17 protein-coding genes are annotated in these 16,463 nt (G+C 58.3%); 12 read left to right on the top strand and 5 right to left on the bottom strand.

Annotated features, from left to right (window positions below; genetic code table 11):
• The first annotated feature begins 6 nt into the window (after nt 1–6).
• Nucleotides 7–780, top strand: coding sequence for a class I SAM-dependent methyltransferase (locus HHJ18_RS02655; RefSeq protein WP_296911257.1), 774 nt, complete (start codon nt 7–9; stop codon nt 778–780).
• 31 nt (nt 781–811) lie between these two features.
• On the opposite strand, the gene HHJ18_RS02660 is transcribed toward HHJ18_RS02655, so the two are convergent.
• From HHJ18_RS02660 to HHJ18_RS02670, 3 genes are read right to left on the bottom strand one after another with little or no spacing between them, the layout of a single operon-like run.
• Complete coding sequence (locus tag HHJ18_RS02660; protein ID WP_296911258.1) at nt 812–1,609, bottom strand: glycosyltransferase family 2 protein; 798 nt, start codon at nt 1,607–1,609, stop codon at nt 812–814.
• 37 nt (nt 1,610–1,646) lie between these two features.
• Nucleotides 1,647–2,438, bottom strand: a complete 792-nt coding sequence (locus HHJ18_RS02665) for a lysophospholipid acyltransferase family protein (RefSeq protein ID WP_366558796.1) — start codon at nt 2,436–2,438, stop codon at nt 1,647–1,649.
• Between the two features lie 53 nt (nt 2,439–2,491).
• Entirely contained in the window at nt 2,492–3,844 is a 1,353-nt protein-coding gene (locus tag HHJ18_RS02670) for an NAD(P)/FAD-dependent oxidoreductase (protein WP_296911269.1), read from the bottom strand.
• A gap of 397 nt (nt 3,845–4,241) precedes the next feature.
• Between HHJ18_RS02670 and mutS the strand changes: the two genes are divergently transcribed.
• The 3 genes from mutS (at nt 4,242) to HHJ18_RS02685 (ending at nt 8,648) form a co-directional block, all read left to right on the top strand.
• A complete protein-coding gene (mutS, locus tag HHJ18_RS02675; protein WP_296911903.1) occupies nt 4,242–6,794 on the top strand; it encodes a DNA mismatch repair protein MutS in 2,553 nt (850 codons plus the stop codon).
• A 47-nt stretch (nt 6,795–6,841) separates the two neighbouring features.
• A complete protein-coding gene (locus HHJ18_RS02680) occupies nt 6,842–7,705 on the top strand; it encodes a proteasome-type protease (protein ID WP_296911270.1) in 864 nt (287 codons plus the stop codon).
• A gap of 73 nt (nt 7,706–7,778) precedes the next feature.
• A complete protein-coding gene (locus HHJ18_RS02685) occupies nt 7,779–8,648 on the top strand; it encodes an alpha/beta hydrolase (protein WP_296911271.1) in 870 nt (289 codons plus the stop codon).
• Between the two features lie 384 nt (nt 8,649–9,032).
• Here HHJ18_RS02685 and HHJ18_RS02690 read toward each other — a convergent pair whose 3' ends face one another.
• On the bottom strand, nt 9,033–9,866 hold the full coding sequence (locus tag HHJ18_RS02690) for an undecaprenyl-diphosphate phosphatase (RefSeq protein WP_296911273.1): 834 nt from the start codon (nt 9,864–9,866) through the stop codon (nt 9,033–9,035).
• Nucleotides 9,867–10,009: 143 nt separating this feature from the next.
• Here HHJ18_RS02690 and HHJ18_RS02695 point away from each other — a divergent pair, with 143 nt between their 5' ends.
• Nucleotides 10,010–10,639, top strand: a complete 630-nt coding sequence (locus HHJ18_RS02695) for a DUF924 family protein (protein ID WP_296911274.1) — start codon at nt 10,010–10,012, stop codon at nt 10,637–10,639.
• A gap of 327 nt (nt 10,640–10,966) precedes the next feature.
• Here HHJ18_RS02695 and HHJ18_RS02700 read toward each other — a convergent pair whose 3' ends face one another.
• A complete protein-coding gene (locus tag HHJ18_RS02700) occupies nt 10,967–11,449 on the bottom strand; it encodes a hypothetical protein (RefSeq protein ID WP_296911275.1) in 483 nt (160 codons plus the stop codon).
• A 132-nt stretch (nt 11,450–11,581) separates the two neighbouring features.
• Here HHJ18_RS02700 and HHJ18_RS02705 point away from each other — a divergent pair, with 132 nt between their 5' ends.
• The 7 genes from HHJ18_RS02705 to HHJ18_RS02735 all read left to right on the top strand — a co-directional run bounded on the left by HHJ18_RS02705 (nt 11,582) and on the right by HHJ18_RS02735 (nt 16,463).
• Nucleotides 11,582–13,435, top strand: a complete 1,854-nt coding sequence (locus tag HHJ18_RS02705; protein ID WP_296911276.1) for a glutamine--tRNA ligase/YqeY domain fusion protein — start codon at nt 11,582–11,584, stop codon at nt 13,433–13,435.
• Entirely contained in the window at nt 13,435–13,689 is a 255-nt protein-coding gene (locus tag HHJ18_RS02710) for a DUF4258 domain-containing protein (protein ID WP_296911277.1), read from the top strand. Before HHJ18_RS02705 ends, HHJ18_RS02710 begins: the two co-directional genes overlap by 1 nt.
• Nucleotides 13,686–13,877 carry a DUF2283 domain-containing protein gene (locus HHJ18_RS02715; RefSeq protein WP_296911278.1) on the top strand — a complete coding sequence of 64 codons (192 nt, stop codon included), beginning with the start codon at nt 13,686–13,688 and terminating at the stop codon, nt 13,875–13,877. The genes HHJ18_RS02710 and HHJ18_RS02715 overlap by 4 nt, the downstream gene beginning before the upstream one ends.
• Nucleotides 13,874–14,170 carry a helix-turn-helix transcriptional regulator gene (locus HHJ18_RS02720; protein WP_296911279.1) on the top strand — a complete coding sequence of 99 codons (297 nt, stop codon included), beginning with the start codon at nt 13,874–13,876 and terminating at the stop codon, nt 14,168–14,170. Before HHJ18_RS02715 ends, HHJ18_RS02720 begins: the two co-directional genes overlap by 4 nt.
• Before the next feature lie 258 nt (nt 14,171–14,428).
• On the top strand, nt 14,429–14,656 hold the full coding sequence (locus HHJ18_RS02725) for an addiction module protein (protein ID WP_296911280.1): 228 nt from the start codon (nt 14,429–14,431) through the stop codon (nt 14,654–14,656).
• Nucleotides 14,653–14,784, top strand: a complete 132-nt coding sequence (locus tag HHJ18_RS02730; protein WP_296911281.1) for a hypothetical protein — start codon at nt 14,653–14,655, stop codon at nt 14,782–14,784. Before HHJ18_RS02725 ends, HHJ18_RS02730 begins: the two co-directional genes overlap by 4 nt.
• A 572-nt stretch (nt 14,785–15,356) precedes the next feature.
• The gene (locus HHJ18_RS02735; RefSeq protein ID WP_296911282.1) at nt 15,357–16,463 is read left to right on the top strand and encodes an AAA family ATPase; all 1,107 of its coding nucleotides are present in this window, start codon (nt 15,357–15,359) and stop codon (nt 16,461–16,463) included.

Consider the following 16,463-nt stretch of genomic DNA (forward strand, 5'->3'; position numbering starts at 1 on the left):
AAACCTATGAATACACCCACACCGACTCCCACGGCGCATGCACCCCATGTCCTGCTCACCGATTACTACCAGACCGAGCAGGATCGACAAGCCTATATACGCAAGATTTTTGACAACACCGCAGCCGACTATGACCGCATCGAGTCCATGCTGGCTTGGGGAACCGGTTCGCGTTATCGGCGCCAGGCGCTCATTCGCTGTGGCTTGAAGGCCGGCATGAAAGTGCTCGATGTAGGCGTAGGCACCGGGCTGGTGGCAGCGCAGGCCTGCATGCTGACCGGCGATCCGGCCCTGGTTACCGGGGTCGACCCCAGCCCCGGCATGATGGCGGCCAGCAAGCTCCCCAAAACCATGCGGATGGTCGAGGGCCGGGCTGAATCATTGCCTTTTCCCGACAACCATTTTGATTTTTTGAGCATGGGTTATGCACTGCGCCATATTAGCGATCTGAGTGTGGCATTTGCAGAGTTTGAACGGGTATTGAAACCGGGCGGCCGACTGTGCATACTCGAAATCACCCAGGCCCAAAGCGGCCTCGGTCGATGGCTGCTGAAAAGCTATATGCGCGGCGTCATACCGCTGCTGACGCAATTCGTATCCAAACAAAAGGATACCGCGTCGCTCTGGCGCTATTACTGGGACACCATCGAAGCTTGCGTGCCACCTGAACAGGTCATGGCCACGCTCAGCGCGGTGCGGCTGACGCAAGTGACGCGGCATCTGGAAGTGGGCGTGTTTTCAGAATACCAGGCGGTCAAAGGCCCCTTGCAGTCGAGCTGACTTTTCTCGCCATCTCGACGCAGTAGCGCGCCTAGCGCTGCTGCATACGTCTCGCCAGTAAAACTGGCAAGCGCAGCAAAAACCCAATAAACAGCCGCGAGTGCATCCAGGTCAGCAGTAGGTTGTCGCGCAGGTAGTTGAAATGCGAGACACCGCCTTCATCGGCACGAAAGTAGCGCACCGTTGCGGGAATATTCACCGGCCTGACGCCGCGCCAGCACATACGCACGACGGCTTCGGGGTCAAAGTCAAAACGGCGCATCCAGCGCTGGCCGCCCATCACCTGGCGCAGCGGCTCAATCGGATAAACGCGAAATCCGAACAACGAGTCGCCTATGCCGGCCCACAGCGTTTCCAGATTGGCCCACCAGTTGGACACTTTGCGGCCATTGACGCGCAGGCGCGGCGCGTCGGCAGCGAACACCGGCACACCCAGCACCATGGCAGCGGGCTGCGCGGCGGAGGCGGCCATAAAAGCCGGAATCAGTGGCGCCGGGTGCTGCCCATCGGAGTCCATGGTCAGCACATGCGTGAAGCCCTGCGCTGCGGCGAGGTTCAGCCCGTGCAGCACGGCAGCGCCCTTGCCCACGTTGTGCGGCAAGACCAGCACCTGCAAACCATCGTCCTGCGCTGCCATGGCCTGCAGGCCTTCGGCACTGCCATCGCTGCTACCGTCGACCACGACCCAGACCGGCGTCCACTGTGCGCGTGCCGAACGCACGGTTTCATACACCTTGGGACCTGGGTTGTAGCTGGGAATCAGCACCAGATGACTGCTTGAAGTTTGAAAGGCACAGGGCGCGGCGGACGAGAAAGCATTCATCGGCATGAAACCTGAGCAAAAGGCAAAAGAGGGCAGATCCTGGTCAGGCCGGCGGCGCTGAAACAGGAAAAACAGGCAACTGTGCATGCGCCAGTTCGGACTGAAAGTACGCCTCAAGCTCGCTGGCAAAGTGCGCGGTGTGTAGGGGCGGCTCAAAGCGCTTGCCAAGGCGGATTCGGTAAGTCACCGGCATCTTCGGCGTCCACAGTACCGACCAGCCTTTGCCCAGAAAGCCCGAATTGGTCTCAATAAACACCGTCTGCACCGCCACGCTGGCCTTTTTGGCAATCAGGCCAGTCGTTCCCTGCAACGCGCCAATCGGAAATCGGGTAGTGCGCGTGCCTTCGGGAAACAGCAGCAAATGACTGCCCTGGTGCAAATCGGCAACCGCCAGTTGCACCATGGTGCGCAGCGGCGTGTTGCGGATGTAGCCCGCCAGCCGCGAGCCCGAGCCAAAAAATACGCTGTTGACGATGTCGGCCTTCATGATGCAGGCGGCATCCGGCAAGCGCGACAAAATCATGACCGCATCCAGCAGCGAGGGATGATTGGGCGCAATGATCATGGCCGGGCCAGCGCGCAGCGCGTCGAGCTCGGTCAGGTCAAAGCGGCAAGCCCCCATCAAAACCAGCACGCGCAAATAAGCTCGAAACATCCCGGCGATTAACTGGCGGCCGATCCGCTTGCTCAAGACCCGCGGCAATAACGCGCGCATCGGAATGGCCAGCAGGGAAAAGCTGAGGCAGAGCAAGCCCAGCAGCGTGAAACCCAGATGCAGCCGGACGATTTCATGCCAGGCCCGGCGGCCCGCGAGCGGCGTAACGTAATCTTTCAAAACGGCATCTGGCTTGTTGTCCATAAAGTGGGGCAGGCGGTGGCGCTTAACCTTCAGCGCGCAGCGGCGTCGACACCATCGACAACGCGAATGTTGGCCTTGCGCAGACGCATGGCCTGCCACGAACGTTTGAAATTGAAGGCCGACGCAATGTAAAAAATTGTTTTGAGCACCGCCAGTGAACGCCAGATCGGTGTCTTTCCAAAAATATCGCCAGCCAGCATCGACAGCAGCGCTTCCTTGACGCGCAGCATATTGCTGGGACCCATGAACATGTCGCGCATGGCCGGATTCGTCACGCGGTAAATAAACCACGAAAACTCTTTAGGGCCCAGCCGCACTTGCTGGTCAAAATGCGCCAGCGCGGCCGCAGCCCGGGTCGGTTCGCGCAAGCAGGTATCGACCGTCTCGGCACCAACAAAGCCACCTTGCATGGCCAGCATCACCCCAGACGAAAACACCGGATCAATGAAAGAGAAGGCATCGCCAATCAGCAGGTAGTTGGGTCCGTGCGTTCGCTCGCAGGCGTAAGAGAAATTGCCGGTGGCCTCCACCTCGGTTGACAACTGCGCATGGGCCAGCCGCTCGCTCAGGGCCGGGCACATGGCAATCGTGTCGAGGAAAAAATCTTTTACCGGTTTGCTCCGGCTCTTCAGATAGTGCGGCCAGACTACGGCGCCGACGCTGGTGGCGCCGTCGGCCAGCGGAATGAACCAAAACCAGCCGTTCTCAAACCAGAAAATCGTGATGTGGCCGGCGTCCTGGCCCGCGTGTCGGGTGGCACCGGTGAAGTGGGCATACAGCGCCGAGCTGTTGTGATTGGGGTTGCGCCGCTTGACGTCGAACTGCTTGCCCAACAAGGTGTCGCGGCCCGACGCGTCGACCACATAGCGCGCGCGCCAGTGCTGAACGCGGCCATCATCGTGCTGCGCCTGCACCGTAGCGCCACTCCGGTCGGGCGCAAAAGCCACGTCCTTGACCCGGCAGCCTTCTATGACTTCGGCGCCCAATCGGGCGGCATTGCGAATCAGGATTTCATCGAACTCGGAGCGCCGCACCTGGTAGGAAAACGGCATGGATTTGTCCCAGGCATCGCCAAACAGGAAGGTCTGGCTCTTGCTGTCGTGCCAGGGCGAGACAAATTCGGCACCCCATTTCTCCATGCCAATGGCCCTGACGGCGTCCGCCACGCCGAGTTTCTCAAGCAGCGGCAAATTGGCCGGCAAGAGCGACTCGCCAATGTGAAAGCGCGGGTGATGTTCTTTTTCGAGCACCACAACCTTGTAGCCCCGTTGCGCCAGCAGCGCCCCCGCCGTGGACCCCGCCGGGCCACCACCAATCACTAACACATCGCACTGGCTCAGCGCTGCGCCGGGTGAGGAGGTCGGGGAACTCGGCTGTGTCATCAGGCGTCTTTCGTGGGGGTGCTGGCCGGCCACAGACTTGCGGCATAAGCCTGCAACATGGATGTTTTTCGATTCATGTTGCAGCGCTGCAATTTTACTTCGGAGCCGCCACGGATTTGGGTGATATGACCCTGTTCCCGTCGTACTGTGACAATTAGTGCGTAGCGCACGAACTCCCTTTGCCGCACACCCGCCGCTGCCAGCAGCGGGCATTCAGGCAAGTGCTATATTTTCACGCTCATGGCTTGCCACGCTGTCACCCTGCGCTTGCCTTTGCATTGAGCCGTTTACCGTCACCGCCTTGTTCCCCCCTGATTCCCCCGTGAACCTACCCGCCACCCCTCTTGAGCTCGCCGAATTTGCCCTGCCAGGCGCCGGCAGCGGCAAACACACGCCCATGATGCAGCAGTACCTGGGCCTGAAAGCAGACTATCCCGACACGCTGCTGCTCTACCGCATGGGCGATTTTTACGAATTGTTTTATGCCGATGCCGAGAAAGCCGCGCGTCTGCTCGACATCACGCTGACGCGGCGTGGCCAGTCGGCCGGCGAGCCGGTGGTGATGGCCGGGGTGCCGTTTCATTCGATCGAAGGTTACTTGGCCAAGCTGATCAAGCTGGGCGAGTCGGTCGCCATCTGCGAGCAGGTCGGCGATGTCGCCACCGCCAAGGGGCCGGTCGAGCGCAAGGTGGTGCGCGTGGTCACGCCCGGCACGCTAACCGACACCGAACTGCTGAGCGACAAAACTGAATCCATCCTGCTGGCGGTGCACCAGGGCGCCCGCAACCGCTGCGGCCTGGCCTGGCTCAGCGTCACGCAGGGCGAGATTCATCTCGCGCAATGCGACAACAGCGAGCTGGAAAGCTGGCTGGCGCGCGTCAACGCTAGCGAGCTGCTGTACAACGTCGATGTCACGCCAGCCTTTGAGCAGCGCTTGAAAACCCAACGCTGCCCCGCCAGCGCACGCCCGGCCTGGCAGTTTGATGCGGCACTCGGTGCGCGGCGGCTGCTGGAGCAGCTCCAAGTCGCCTCGCTGGCCGCCTGGAACGCCGAAGGCCTGGGCGAAGCGCATGCCGCCGCGTCGGCGCTGCTGGGTTACGCCGAACACACGCAGGGCCGCGCCCTGCCGCATGTGCAGGGCCTGCAGGTGGTGCGCTCGGGCGAGCTGATCGAGCTGCCGCCCAGCACGCGGCGCAACCTCGAACTGACGCAGACCCTGCGCGGTGAAGATTCGCCCACGCTGTTCTCTCTGCTCGACACCTGCGTCACCGGCATGGGCAGCCGAACGCTGAAAAGCTGGCTGCTGAGCCCGCGCCGCGACCGCGCCCAGGCCGCGGCCCGGCTGGACGCCATCACGCAGCTGCGTGAAGGACTGCAGCAAACCCTGCGCGCGCGGCTCAAGGGCTGCAGCGATGTCGAGCGCATCACCGCGCGCATAGCACTGCGCCAGGTGCGTCCGCGTGAGCTCGTGGCGCTGCAGCTGACGCTACAAAAAACAGAGCAGCTTGCGCCCGTGGATATTGGGCTAGCAGCCTATTTGACCATTATTTTCGAGGATTTACAGCCGCCAGCCGGTTGCGCCGAGCTGCTGGGCCACTACATCCTCGACGAACCGGCGGCGCTGATTCGCGACGGCGGCGTCATCAACCACGGCTGCGATGCCGAACTGGACGAACTGCGCGCCATCCAAACCAACTGCGACGACTTTCTGCTGGAGCTGGAAGGCCGCGAAAAGGCCCGTACTGGCATTGCCAACCTGCGCGTGCAGTTCAACCGGGTGCATGGCTTTTACATCGAGGTGACGCAGGGCCAGCTTGACAAGGTGCCGGCCGACTACCGGCGCCGCCAGACCCTGAAAAATGCCGAACGCTACATCACGCCCGAGCTCAAGGCCTTTGAAGACAAAGCCTTGTCGGCCTCGGCGCGGGCACTGGCGCGCGAAAAATGGCTGTACGAGCAGTTGCTTGACCAGCTGCAGGCCTTTGTTCCGGCGCTGAGCCGGCTGGCGCGCGCCCTCGCTTCGCTCGATGCGCTGTGCGCGCTGGCCGAGCGCTCACTCACGCTGAACTGGTGCGCCCCGGTGTTTGTCAGGGAGCCATGCATTGACATCGCCCAAGGCCGGCACCCGGTGGTCGAAGCGCGGCTGGCCGAAACGGGCGGCGGCGCCTTCATTGCCAATGACTGTTGCCTGATGGGCAAAAGCCGCATGCAAGTGATCACCGGCCCCAACATGGGCGGGAAATCTACCTATATGCGCCAGGTCGCGCTCATCGTGCTGCTGGCCAGTATCGGCTCTTACGTGCCAGCCAGCAGCTGCCGGCTTGGGCCGATCGACGCCATCCACACCCGCATAGGCGCGGCCGACGATGTGGCCAACGCGCAATCGACCTTCATGCTCGAGATGCTGGAAGCTGCGCAAATCCTGCACGCCGCGACACCGCATTCGCTGGTGCTGATGGACGAAATCGGCCGTGGTACCTCCACCTTTGACGGCCTGGCTCTGGCCGGTGGCATTGCCGCCTACTTGCACAACAAGGTTCAAGCCTTCACGCTGTTTGCTACGCATTATTTTGAGCTGACCGAGTTTCCGGCGCGCCACCATGGCGCGATCAATGTGCATGTCAGCGCGGTCGAGTCTGGCGCCGACATCGTCTTCCTACACCACATAGCACCCGGCCCGGCCAGCAAAAGCTACGGCATTGCGGTCGCCAAACTCGCCGGCGTGCCTGCAGCGGTCGTCACCCACGCCCGCCATGCGCTGGCTGCGCTCGAAATCCAGCAAAACGAAACGCGCGCCCAGGTCGACCTGTTCGCCGCGCCGCCCGAACCGCAGGCGCCCGAGCAGAGCGCCGCCCTCAAGGCATTGAGTACCATAGAGCCCGACACCTTAAGCCCGCGTGAAGCGCTGGAGGCGCTGTATCGGCTGAAAAAGCTGTCCGCCGCCTCCTGAAATCCTCAGCGCCTCCCGCCAACCGCCCCCCCACTACCGAACCGCCCATGACCTATTGCGTCGCCGCCAAACTCAACGCCGGACTGGTCTTTCTGTCAGATTCCCGCACCAACGCGGGCCTGGACAACATCAGCACCTTTCGCAAGATGATGGTTTACGAAAAGGCGGACGACCGCTTCATGGTGCTGCTGTCCGCCGGCAACCTGTCAATTTCGCAATCGGTGCGCGAAATTTTGCAGATCGAGCAGCTCAAAGACAGCAAAGGCCCCCAGCAGCACAAAGACCAGGAAAACCACGAAGAGGCCGAGCCGACCACGATCTGGAACGCCAAAAGCATGTTTGACGCCGCCCGCGTGCTGGGTTCGACGATTCGCCGCGTCTACGAGCGCGACGCCGCAGCGCTGAAACATGCCGATGTCAATTTCAATGTGTCCATCATTTTCGGCGGGCAGATTCGCGGTGAAGGCATGCGGCTGTTTCGCATGTATTCAGCGGGCAATTTCATTGAAGCGACCGACGAGACGCCCTATTTTCAGGTCGGCGAATCCAAATACGGCAAGCCCGTGCTGGACCGCGTGCTGACGCCCGACACTCCGCTGGCCGAGGCCGCCAAATGCCTGCTGGTGTCGATGGACTCGACCATGAAGTCCAACCTGTCAGTGGGCCTGCCGCTGGACCTGGTGGTCTATGAAGTGAATACCTATAAAAGCGACAAGATCGTCTGCATTGACCACGACAACCCCTACTACAAGATGATGCACAACAGCTGGGGGCAAAAGCTGCGCGAGGTGTTCGACAGCATTGAAGACCCGGTGTGGGACGACGCGCACACCGACATTCCGCTCAAAATGCCGGTCACCCGCCACGCCGCGCTTAAAAAAATCACGACGCCTGAAGAAAAGCTGATCTAAGCTTTTGCTAATCTAACTTTTTTACATGGGCAATTGCCTCAGCCAGTTCACTGCGGCGCCCCCAAGAAAAACCGTGCCCTCCAGTACCAAACCCCTCGTTATCTTTTCCCACGGCAACAGCTTTCCAGCCAGTACCTACGGCGTGCTGTTTCAAAGCCTGAAGTCCAGGGGCTTTCAGATCAAGGCGATTGAAAAATTCGGCCACGACCCGCGCTACCCCGTCACCAGCAACTGGCCGCACCTGGTGCAGCAACTCGCCGACTTCGCCAGCTACGAAGTCAAAAAATCCGGCCAGCCGGCGTTTCTGGCGGGCCATTCACTGGGCGGCTTTTTAAGCCTGATGTGCGCCGCGGAGCATCCGCTGCTGGGCGGGCTGCCCGTTCGGGGCGTATTGCTGATGGACTCGCCGGTGCTGGGCGGCTGGCGTGCCACTGCACTCAGCGTCGCCAAGCGCGCCAAGCTGGTGGGTTCGATCTCGCCCGGTGCCATCAGCCGCAAACGCAGAAACCAATGGCTAGGCCGCGACGAAGTGCTGGCGCATTTCCGCAGCAAAAAGGCCTTTGCCAAATGGGACGAGCAGGTACTGTGCGACTACATCGACCACGGGACCCACGACGAAACCAGTGGCGCCGAATTGCGCGGCAAAGGCCAGCGCCTGCTCAGCTTCGACCGTGACGTGGAAACCGCCATCTACAACACCCTGCCAGACAACCTGGATCAGTTGCTCAAGCGCCATCCGCTGCAATGCCCGGTCACCTTCATAGGCGGGCGCCACTCGGCAGAAATGCGACAGGTCGGCATGGCCATGACCGAAAAAGTCACCAAAGGCCGCATCATGATGCTGGACGGCAGCCACCTGTTTCCGATGGAAAAACCGATCGCCACGGCGGCGGCGATGGAAGCGGCGCTGCTCAATATGGCGAGCCTGAGCGCGCGGACCTGAGCTTCTGACCCTGTTCAGGCGCCCGCCGTGCTATATTTTCAATAGCTGCTAACGCCCGATTCTAGAGGGCTAGCGAGATTTTTACCGTTAAAAATGCGGTCCTGCGGCCTTCGCGGGTTGGGCAGAACCCACGCCTTTGGCTGCAGGCCACCTTCATCGCGTCGGTTAATGTACGGATTCGGCTTCAAGCCTAATGGATACGGGCGTAAGCAGCTATCTATTTGATAGTAGATTTATCTTTTTCACTTTGCTGGCCGGGGTAGCCCAAGCCAGCAAGGCCATAACGCCACAACGCCATCAAATAAGTAGCTACTCGCGCCCATGTCTATTGGGCTAGAGACTAATTTGGCACAAAATCCGGCAATCGAACGCAGACCAGTCGACCTAAGCCGCCCAGGTCACCACCCCACTCCAGGCCGTCGCCAACACAACGACCCCAAAAGCAATCCGGTACCACGCAAACGGCACAAAACTGTGACTCGCGATGTAGCGTAGCAGCCAGCGAATGCACAGCCAAGCGCTGACAAAGGAAAACAGCAAGCCGACGCCAAACATCGGCAGATCGGCCATCGACAACAGCGCGCGCTCCTTGTACAGGCTGTAAACCCCGGCGCCTATCAGCGTGGGGATTGCCAGGTAGAAGGAAAAGTCGGTCGCCGCCTTGCGTGACAGGCCCAGCAGCATGCCGCCAATAATCGTGGCGCCGCTGCGGCTGGTGCCCGGAATCATCGCCAGGCATTGCACCAGGCCAACCTTGAGCGCGTCCATCACCGACATCTCCTCGACCTCGTGAATGCGCGCCACCGCCGGGTTGCGTTGCTGGCGCTTTTCAGCCCACAAGATGACGAAGCCGCCAATGATGAAGGTACTGGCCACCACCACCGGGGTAAACAGATTGGCCTTGATGGCCTTGCCAAACAGCAGGCCCAGCACCACCGCCGGCAAAAAGGCCACAAGAACGTTGAGCGCAAACTGCTGCGCCTGCTTTTCATTGGGCAAGGCGATCAAGGTGCTGCGGATTTTTTGCCAGTACACCAAAATCACGGCAAAAATCGCGCCGGTCTGAATGGCGATGTCAAACACTTTGGCCTTTTCGTCGTCAAAGCCCAATAGCGCGCCGGCCAGGATCAGGTGGCCGGTCGACGAGATGGGCAAGAACTCGGTCAAACCCTCGACGATGCCCATGACGGCAGCCTTGATCAGCAATGTGATGTCCACGCAAGCTCCAGAAAAAAGTTTGCGTGATTATCGCCGCGTGGCCGCGGGGCCGCAGTGCACCGGCGCCGTGCGCCGTGCGCCGTCTATACAGTCATCAATTCCGTGCCATGAAATTAATTACCCCTCTGCCCTGAATGCCGTCCATGACATCCTCATCCACTCCTATCAATCCCGCCACGCCCGCAGCGGTCCTCAACTTCTGGCTCGCCGACGGCGTGACACTCGGCTGGCCCAGCCAAAACTTGAACAAACGCTGGTTTACCGGCGGACCCACGCTGGACCAAGCCATTGGCCAGCAGTTCGGCAGCGCGGTTGCCCTGGCACTGGCCGGCGGCCTGGCCGACTGGGAAGCCGCACCGCTTGACCGGCTGGCGCTCATCATCGTGCTTGACCAGTTCACCCGCAATATGTTTCGCGGCAGCGCGCAGGCCTTTGCCGGCGATGCGCGCGCCCAGCTGCTGGTGCGGCAAACGCTGGCGGCTCAACAAGACCGGAAACTGCCCTGGGTCTGCCGCGTCTTCCTGCACATGCCGCTGATGCACGCGGAAAGCCTGGCCTTGCAAGACCAGTGCGTGGCCTGCTTCAGGCAATTGATTGTTGACGCACCCGAAGACTTGAAGGAGCGGCTGCAAGGCAATCTGGACTTTGCCCGACAGCACCGGGACATCATCAGCCGCTTTGGCCGCTTTCCTTACCGAAATGCGGCGCTGGAGCGCAGTAACACGCCAGCCGAAGAAGAGTTTCTGCTGAACGGCAAACGCTTCGGGCAATAGCGCAGGGCGGCGGGGTGGCACAGCGGATTGAAGTCGCAGAGCAAGGCTTGCACGCAAGCCGACCTAGGCGACAGCTGACACGACCTTGCCAAACTGACTACATCTTCTGGAAAGCCGCTTAGCTTAATTACCAAGATCGCCTAGCGCGAAAAAGCCCAAGGTCCGAAAATTCCGGTTTGCGGGACTTTCCTTTTACTTTTTCCCGAAGATCAGCAGCAGCGGCAAGCTCGCTGTCACACCCAAGAAAAAGCCTGCGCAAGGCAGGCTTTTGACTCAAATCAAGCGGCGCACAACAAACCGTCTGCGTTATGTGCGCGGGCCTTACTGTTAGTCGTCGTCGCGGTCCCGGTGCCGCCGGTTATGACGCCTGTCGCCATCATCTCCACGCTTGTAATACGCTGGCCCGTAACCCCGGCCACCACCGTAACCACCGTAGTACCCTGGGCCATAGCCATAACCAGCTCCTTGTACGAAGCCATCACGGCGCCCACGCCAACCAGGGCGACCGTAGTAAACCGGTGCGGGTTGCACATAAACTGGCTGCGGCTGCACATACACAGGGCGCGGGTAATAAACCGGCGCAGGCTGCACATAAATTGGCTGGGGTTGCACATAAATCGGTTGCGGCTGCACATACACCTGTGGCGCATTGCCCACATTCAGTTCCACGCCGGGAGAACCCACACCCACCGACCAGAATACGTTGTCTCTGGCTTGGGCTGCACCGGCAAAGCCGAGAGCGGCAACCGCCAATGTTGCTGCGGCACCCGCCATAACCATTGAGCGGCTTGCTTTGAGGGATGTCTTCATAACTTACTCCTTAACAGGGCATAAAAACCCCATGTGTTCATTAAACGCACCAACCCGGTAAGCGCCTACCGTATGCACAGTGAAGAGCGTAGCCAAACGTAACCCCCGCACGCTACGGCCTAAAATCACCCAATGACCTCTCCCGCCCCCTCCCCAGCCGACAAAGAAGCCCACAAGCCCAGCAACTTCTTGCGCCAGATCATTGAAAAAGACCTGGCCGAGGGCACCTACGCCGCGCGCCGCTGGGGCGGCAGCCCGGGCGACGCCGCCCACCACGCCGCCGGTCAGTCCGACCCTGCCAAGGTACGGCTGCGCTTTCCGCCCGAGCCCAACGGCTACCTGCACATCGGCCACGCCAAAAGCATTTGCCTGAACTTTGGCCTGGCGCGCGACTACGGCGGCGTCTGCCACCTGCGTTTTGACGACACCAACCCCGAAAAAGAAGAAATCGAATACGTCGATTCCATCAAGGACGCCGTGCAATGGCTGGGTTTTGACTGGAAACACGACAACATCAGCCCGGGCGAGTCCAACCTCTACCAGGCCAGCGATTACTTCGACTTCATGTACCGCGCCGCCGTTTACCTGATCGAATCGGGCAACGCCTATGTCGACGAGCAAAGCGCCGACGAGATGCGCCACAACCGCGGCGACTTTGGCCACCCCGGCACCAACAGCCCGTTTCGCAGCCGCACACCCGCTGAGAATCTTTCCCGTTTCGAAGAAATGAAGGGCGGCAAGCTGGCTGACGGCGCCGCCGTGCTGCGCGCCAAGATCGACATGGCCAGCCCGAACATCAACCTGCGCGATCCCGCTATTTACCGCATAAGGCGCGCAACACACCACAACACCGGCGATAAATGGTGCATCTACCCGATGTACACCTTTGCCCACCCGGTTGAAGACGCGCTGGAGCAGATCACCCACAGCATCTGCACGCTGGAGTTTGAAGATCAGCGCCCGTTTTACGACTGGCTATTGGACCGTTTAGCCGAAGGCAAACAAATCGCCACGCCGCACCCGCGCCAGTACGAATTTGCCCGGCTCAACCTCACCTACGTGCTGACCAGCAAACGCAAGCTGGCACAGCTAGTCAGTGAAAAGCGCGTCAACGGCTGGGACGACCCGCGCATGCCCACCATCGTCGGCCTGCGCCGGCGCGGCTACACGCACGAGGCGATTCAGCTGTTTGCCGAACGCATAGGCGTGACCAAGAGCGACAGCTGGATTGACTACAGCACGCTCGAAGGCGCGCTGCGCGACACGTTGGATCCGATTGCCCCGCGCGCCATGGCCGTGCTCGACCCGGTAAAGCTGGTGTTGACGAATTGGGATGAGGTGATGGGGAAAGATGTGCTTGACGACTGCAGCGCGCCGATTCACCCGCACCACCCCGAACTAGGCAAGCGCGAATTCAAGATCGGCAAGGAAGTCTGGATTGAACGCAGCGACTTCGAAGTAGCCCCCCCAAAAGGCTTCTTTCGCCTTTACCCGGCTAGAGTTTCAGCTGACGGCGCCATATCTCAAGGCAGCAAAGTGCGACTGAAATATGGCCATGTCGTAGTGTGTACGGATTACACGACTGATGCCAACGGTAAAGTTTTAGAGGTTCATGCCGGCCTGATCCCCGACACCAAGAGCGGCACGCCGGGCTCGGATTCGGTGAAGGTCAAGGGCGTGATTAGCTGGGTCGCCGTGGCCGATGCGGTGCAGGCCGAAGTGCGGCTGTATGAACGCCTGTTCAAGGAAGCGCACCCGGAAGGCGGCGGCGTGGATTTTCTGGAGAACCTCAATACCGACAGCCTGAAGGTCATGACGGCTTACGTCGAGCCTTCACTGGCCAGCGGCGGCGCGATTGAGGCCAAGGCTGATGACAAGTTTCAGTTTGAGCGGCATGGGTATTTTGTAGCTGATCGGGTGGATCATACGGTGGGGAAGCCTGTGTTTAACTTGGCTGTGGGGTTGAAGGATAGTTGGGGCAAGTAATGCACAGTAAGCGCTTTGACTTGCCGGTGGTGTTAACAGAACACGCTCGAGTGCGTATGGCGCAACGCAATATCGATGCTCATCTGATTTTGGAGATCATTGATAGCGGCACGCTCAAAGAGGCTGGCGGTTTTCACTACTGGCTATACAAACACCTGCCGGACCGCACCGACAACTTGCTATGCGTGGCAGCTGTGATTGACAATGTATTCGTGGTCAAAACCATCCTGCACCATTGGGAGCCTCAACCATGAAGAGCATCTATTTCGAGAACGACGATATTTTGCAAATCCGCGTGTCTGACAAGCCGATCGTGCGCGAAGTCTCACAAGGCTGGCATACCAACATCAGCTACGCCGAAGACGGCACGATTGTCGAAATCGTGCTGCTTGACGCCAAAAAAGAAGGCTTGCTGCCCCTTGAATACAGAAAAGCAGCATGACCGACAGCTTTGAGACTTGTATTGGCAGTGACAACGTCTTCCGCGATCTGGGTTTTCCCGAGGGTGAGGCGCAAAACCTTTTGCTCAGGGGCAATCTGGTCATCCATATTCGCAAAAAGATCGACAAGCTCGGCCTGACCCAGGTTGAAGCCGCCAAGCGGGCCGGCATTACCCAGCCGCGCATGAACGATCTGGTCAAAGGTCGTATTCACAAATTCACGCTTGACGCCTTGGTCAACGTGGCGGCGAATCTTGGATATTCCGTGCAACTGAAACTCAAGAAAGCAGCCTAAGCTTCAACCGACTGGCTGCCCGCCGCGACATTCGATCGCATGAAATCTGGCCCATCGCAAGCCGCCTCTGCACCAAACGCGCCCGGCTCAAGCAAACCCCAACCGCTATTATTTTGATAGCTACTCGCGCCCACCATTCGGGCGCTAGAGCCACATTTCCCCCTAAAAATTCGGGAGTGCGCAGGCCACGTTGAGATAAAGCCGACCCCGGCGGTATATTCAAAAGATCATTGCACCCGTTTTTACCAGGAGCCTGTCATGCCAACAACCGCCAAAGCATTGAGTGAACAAGCCGTTCAGCTACCGCCTGCGGAGCGCATGGCATTGGTGGAACATATTCTCGACAGCCTGGACGCCCCCGATCCTTCCATCGAAGCACTGTGGGCGGCCGAGGCGGATGACCGCCTGGCAGCCTGGCGAAGGGGCGAGATTCGTGCGGCGACGCTATCCGAAGTACTGACCAGATACCAAGTCCCGGGCGCATGAGCATCCAACTGCTGGAGCCAGCGCAGCATGAGCTTGACGAGGCCATCGCCTGGTACACCAACCAAGCACCCGGTTTGGGCGATGCTTTTCTGGCGGAAACCCTAAAAACACTGAAACTGATCGCCTAGTTTCCGCAAGCCTGGCACCCTTTAAATCCACAAGTTCGCCGTTGCCGTCTCAATCGCTTTCCTTACAGAGTGATTTACGGCGTTGAAGTCGTTAATTTACTGATGATTTCCATCGCCCACTAGCACCGCAAACATGGCTACCGGCGCAACCGGTCGCAGAAGCGATAACAGATATCCGCCTTTTTTGGAACGAAATCAAATCCCGCGCCTTCGCCCAGTCCTGAGGGCTCACTCAAAACCGTATGGGCCAAGGCGCGCACCTACAATTGCCTACGTGTCGACACCCAGACGTTGCAGGCGGCAAAGACGTCATCGAAAAACTGAAGCCCAACAGCCTGAAAGTGGTGCAGTTAGTAGAAAAGCCATCATTGACTGCGGCCAAACCGATAACCAGTTTCAGTTTGAACGGCATGAATTTTTGTGGCGGATCTGGTGGCTTATGTGGCGGGTAGCCCTGTGCTTGATTTGGCTATGGAGTCGAAGAACTATTGGGTAGATAGTTCGGATTTAGGCAATATAATTCGAATTTTCTTTAATAATTTACTTAAGCATATAACTTTCGCTAGAACAGTATGAAAACAATATCAGTATTTAATAACAAAGGAGGAGTTGGAAAAACAACTCTCACTTTTCATCTTGCTCATGCACTTGCAGAATTAGGACATAAGGTATTGATGATCGATGCAGACCCTCAATGCAATTTAACAATATTTTCAGTTGATTCAGATGCGATTTCGGCAATCTGGGAACCAGAAGATCCTTATATTGATGAAGGCATCGAGATAACGAGAGCTACTGCCTCTAAAGCACAAATAAAAAAGCTTCTGGCCAATACGCGCAGTTTGCACTTCCTGCTAAAACCTACTGAAGAAGGGACTGGGGAGTTCGACAATCTCTCACCACCTCTTAAGCTCGCTAAAAATTTGGACCTAATACCCGGTCGGTTATCTCTTCATTCATATGAAGAAAAGGTGGCATCACGGTGGGCTGACGCGTATCGCGGCGACTCACTAGCGATACGTACCATGACTAGAATTAGAAATCTTGCAGAAGAATATTCCGGCATCCACTCTTATGACTTTGTAATAATAGATACTTCGCCTAGCTTAGGCGCTCTTAATAAAGTAATTATTTCCACGGTAGATGGCTTTTTTGTGCCTGCTTATCCAGATTTATTTTCACTCTATGGAATTCGAAATATTGGAAAATCACTTGCCAAATGGAAGCAAGACTTTGACACACTTTACCAACTCATCTCTACCGACAAGCGAAAACAGTTTCCTAATCGTTTTGTCACTTTTTTAGGATATACGATTTATAACGCGAAAAAATACACGTACACACCAGCGTACAAATGGAATCTTGCACAAGCTCACTTAAGTTTTGCAGAAAAAATTCCTAGAGAAATTAAAACTTATATTGCTCCCGAACTCCGCAGTCACATTACAGAGACGGAGTTAGAAACGCCAATAGGGGAAACTGCAGTTATGCATACACATAATACTTTTCCTGCCCTTGCACAGCATTATCATGTGCCGATGTGGAAAGTGCCGAGCATCAACGCTCTTGATGCGGAGCATCAAAACACGGTAGCGGGTGCAGCACAACGCTATCGTGACACTAAAGATGCGTACAAATCCTTCGCGCGCGAGCTCCTAAAAAGACTTAAAAACGTGTAA

The sequence above is a fragment of the Polaromonas sp. genome, assembly GCF_012927455.1.
Taxonomy (GTDB): Bacteria; Pseudomonadota; Gammaproteobacteria; order Burkholderiales; family Burkholderiaceae_C; genus Polaromonas.

Bases quoted from the DNA above. Each gene is read 5' to 3' on its own strand.
- mutS (WP_296911903.1), top strand. From the start codon at position 4,242: ATGATGCAGCAGTACCTGGGCCTGAAAGCAGACTATCCCGACACGCTG.
- HHJ18_RS02695 (WP_296911274.1), top strand. From the start codon at position 10,010: ATGACATCCTCATCCACTCCTATCAATCCCGCCACGCCCGCAGCGGTC.
- HHJ18_RS02710 (WP_296911277.1), top strand. From the start codon at position 13,435: ATGCACAGTAAGCGCTTTGACTTGCCGGTGGTGTTAACAGAACACGCT.
- HHJ18_RS02715 (WP_296911278.1), top strand. From the start codon at position 13,686: ATGAAGAGCATCTATTTCGAGAACGACGATATTTTGCAAATCCGCGTG.
- HHJ18_RS02730 (WP_296911281.1), top strand. From the start codon at position 14,653: ATGAGCATCCAACTGCTGGAGCCAGCGCAGCATGAGCTTGACGAGGCC.
- HHJ18_RS02660 (WP_296911258.1), bottom strand. From the start codon at position 1,609: ATGCCGATGAATGCTTTCTCGTCCGCCGCGCCCTGTGCCTTTCAAACT.
- HHJ18_RS02720 (WP_296911279.1), top strand. From the start codon at position 13,874: ATGACCGACAGCTTTGAGACTTGTATTGGCAGTGACAACGTCTTCCGC.
- HHJ18_RS02670 (WP_296911269.1), bottom strand. From the start codon at position 3,844: ATGACACAGCCGAGTTCCCCGACCTCCTCACCCGGCGCAGCGCTGAGC.
- HHJ18_RS02725 (WP_296911280.1), top strand. From the start codon at position 14,429: ATGCCAACAACCGCCAAAGCATTGAGTGAACAAGCCGTTCAGCTACCG.
- HHJ18_RS02700 (WP_296911275.1), bottom strand. From the start codon at position 11,449: ATGAAGACATCCCTCAAAGCAAGCCGCTCAATGGTTATGGCGGGTGCC.
- HHJ18_RS02680 (WP_296911270.1), top strand. From the start codon at position 6,842: ATGACCTATTGCGTCGCCGCCAAACTCAACGCCGGACTGGTCTTTCTG.
- HHJ18_RS02735 (WP_296911282.1), top strand. From the start codon at position 15,357: ATGAAAACAATATCAGTATTTAATAACAAAGGAGGAGTTGGAAAAACA.
- HHJ18_RS02705 (WP_296911276.1), top strand. From the start codon at position 11,582: ATGACCTCTCCCGCCCCCTCCCCAGCCGACAAAGAAGCCCACAAGCCC.
- HHJ18_RS02655 (WP_296911257.1), top strand. From the start codon at position 7: ATGAATACACCCACACCGACTCCCACGGCGCATGCACCCCATGTCCTG.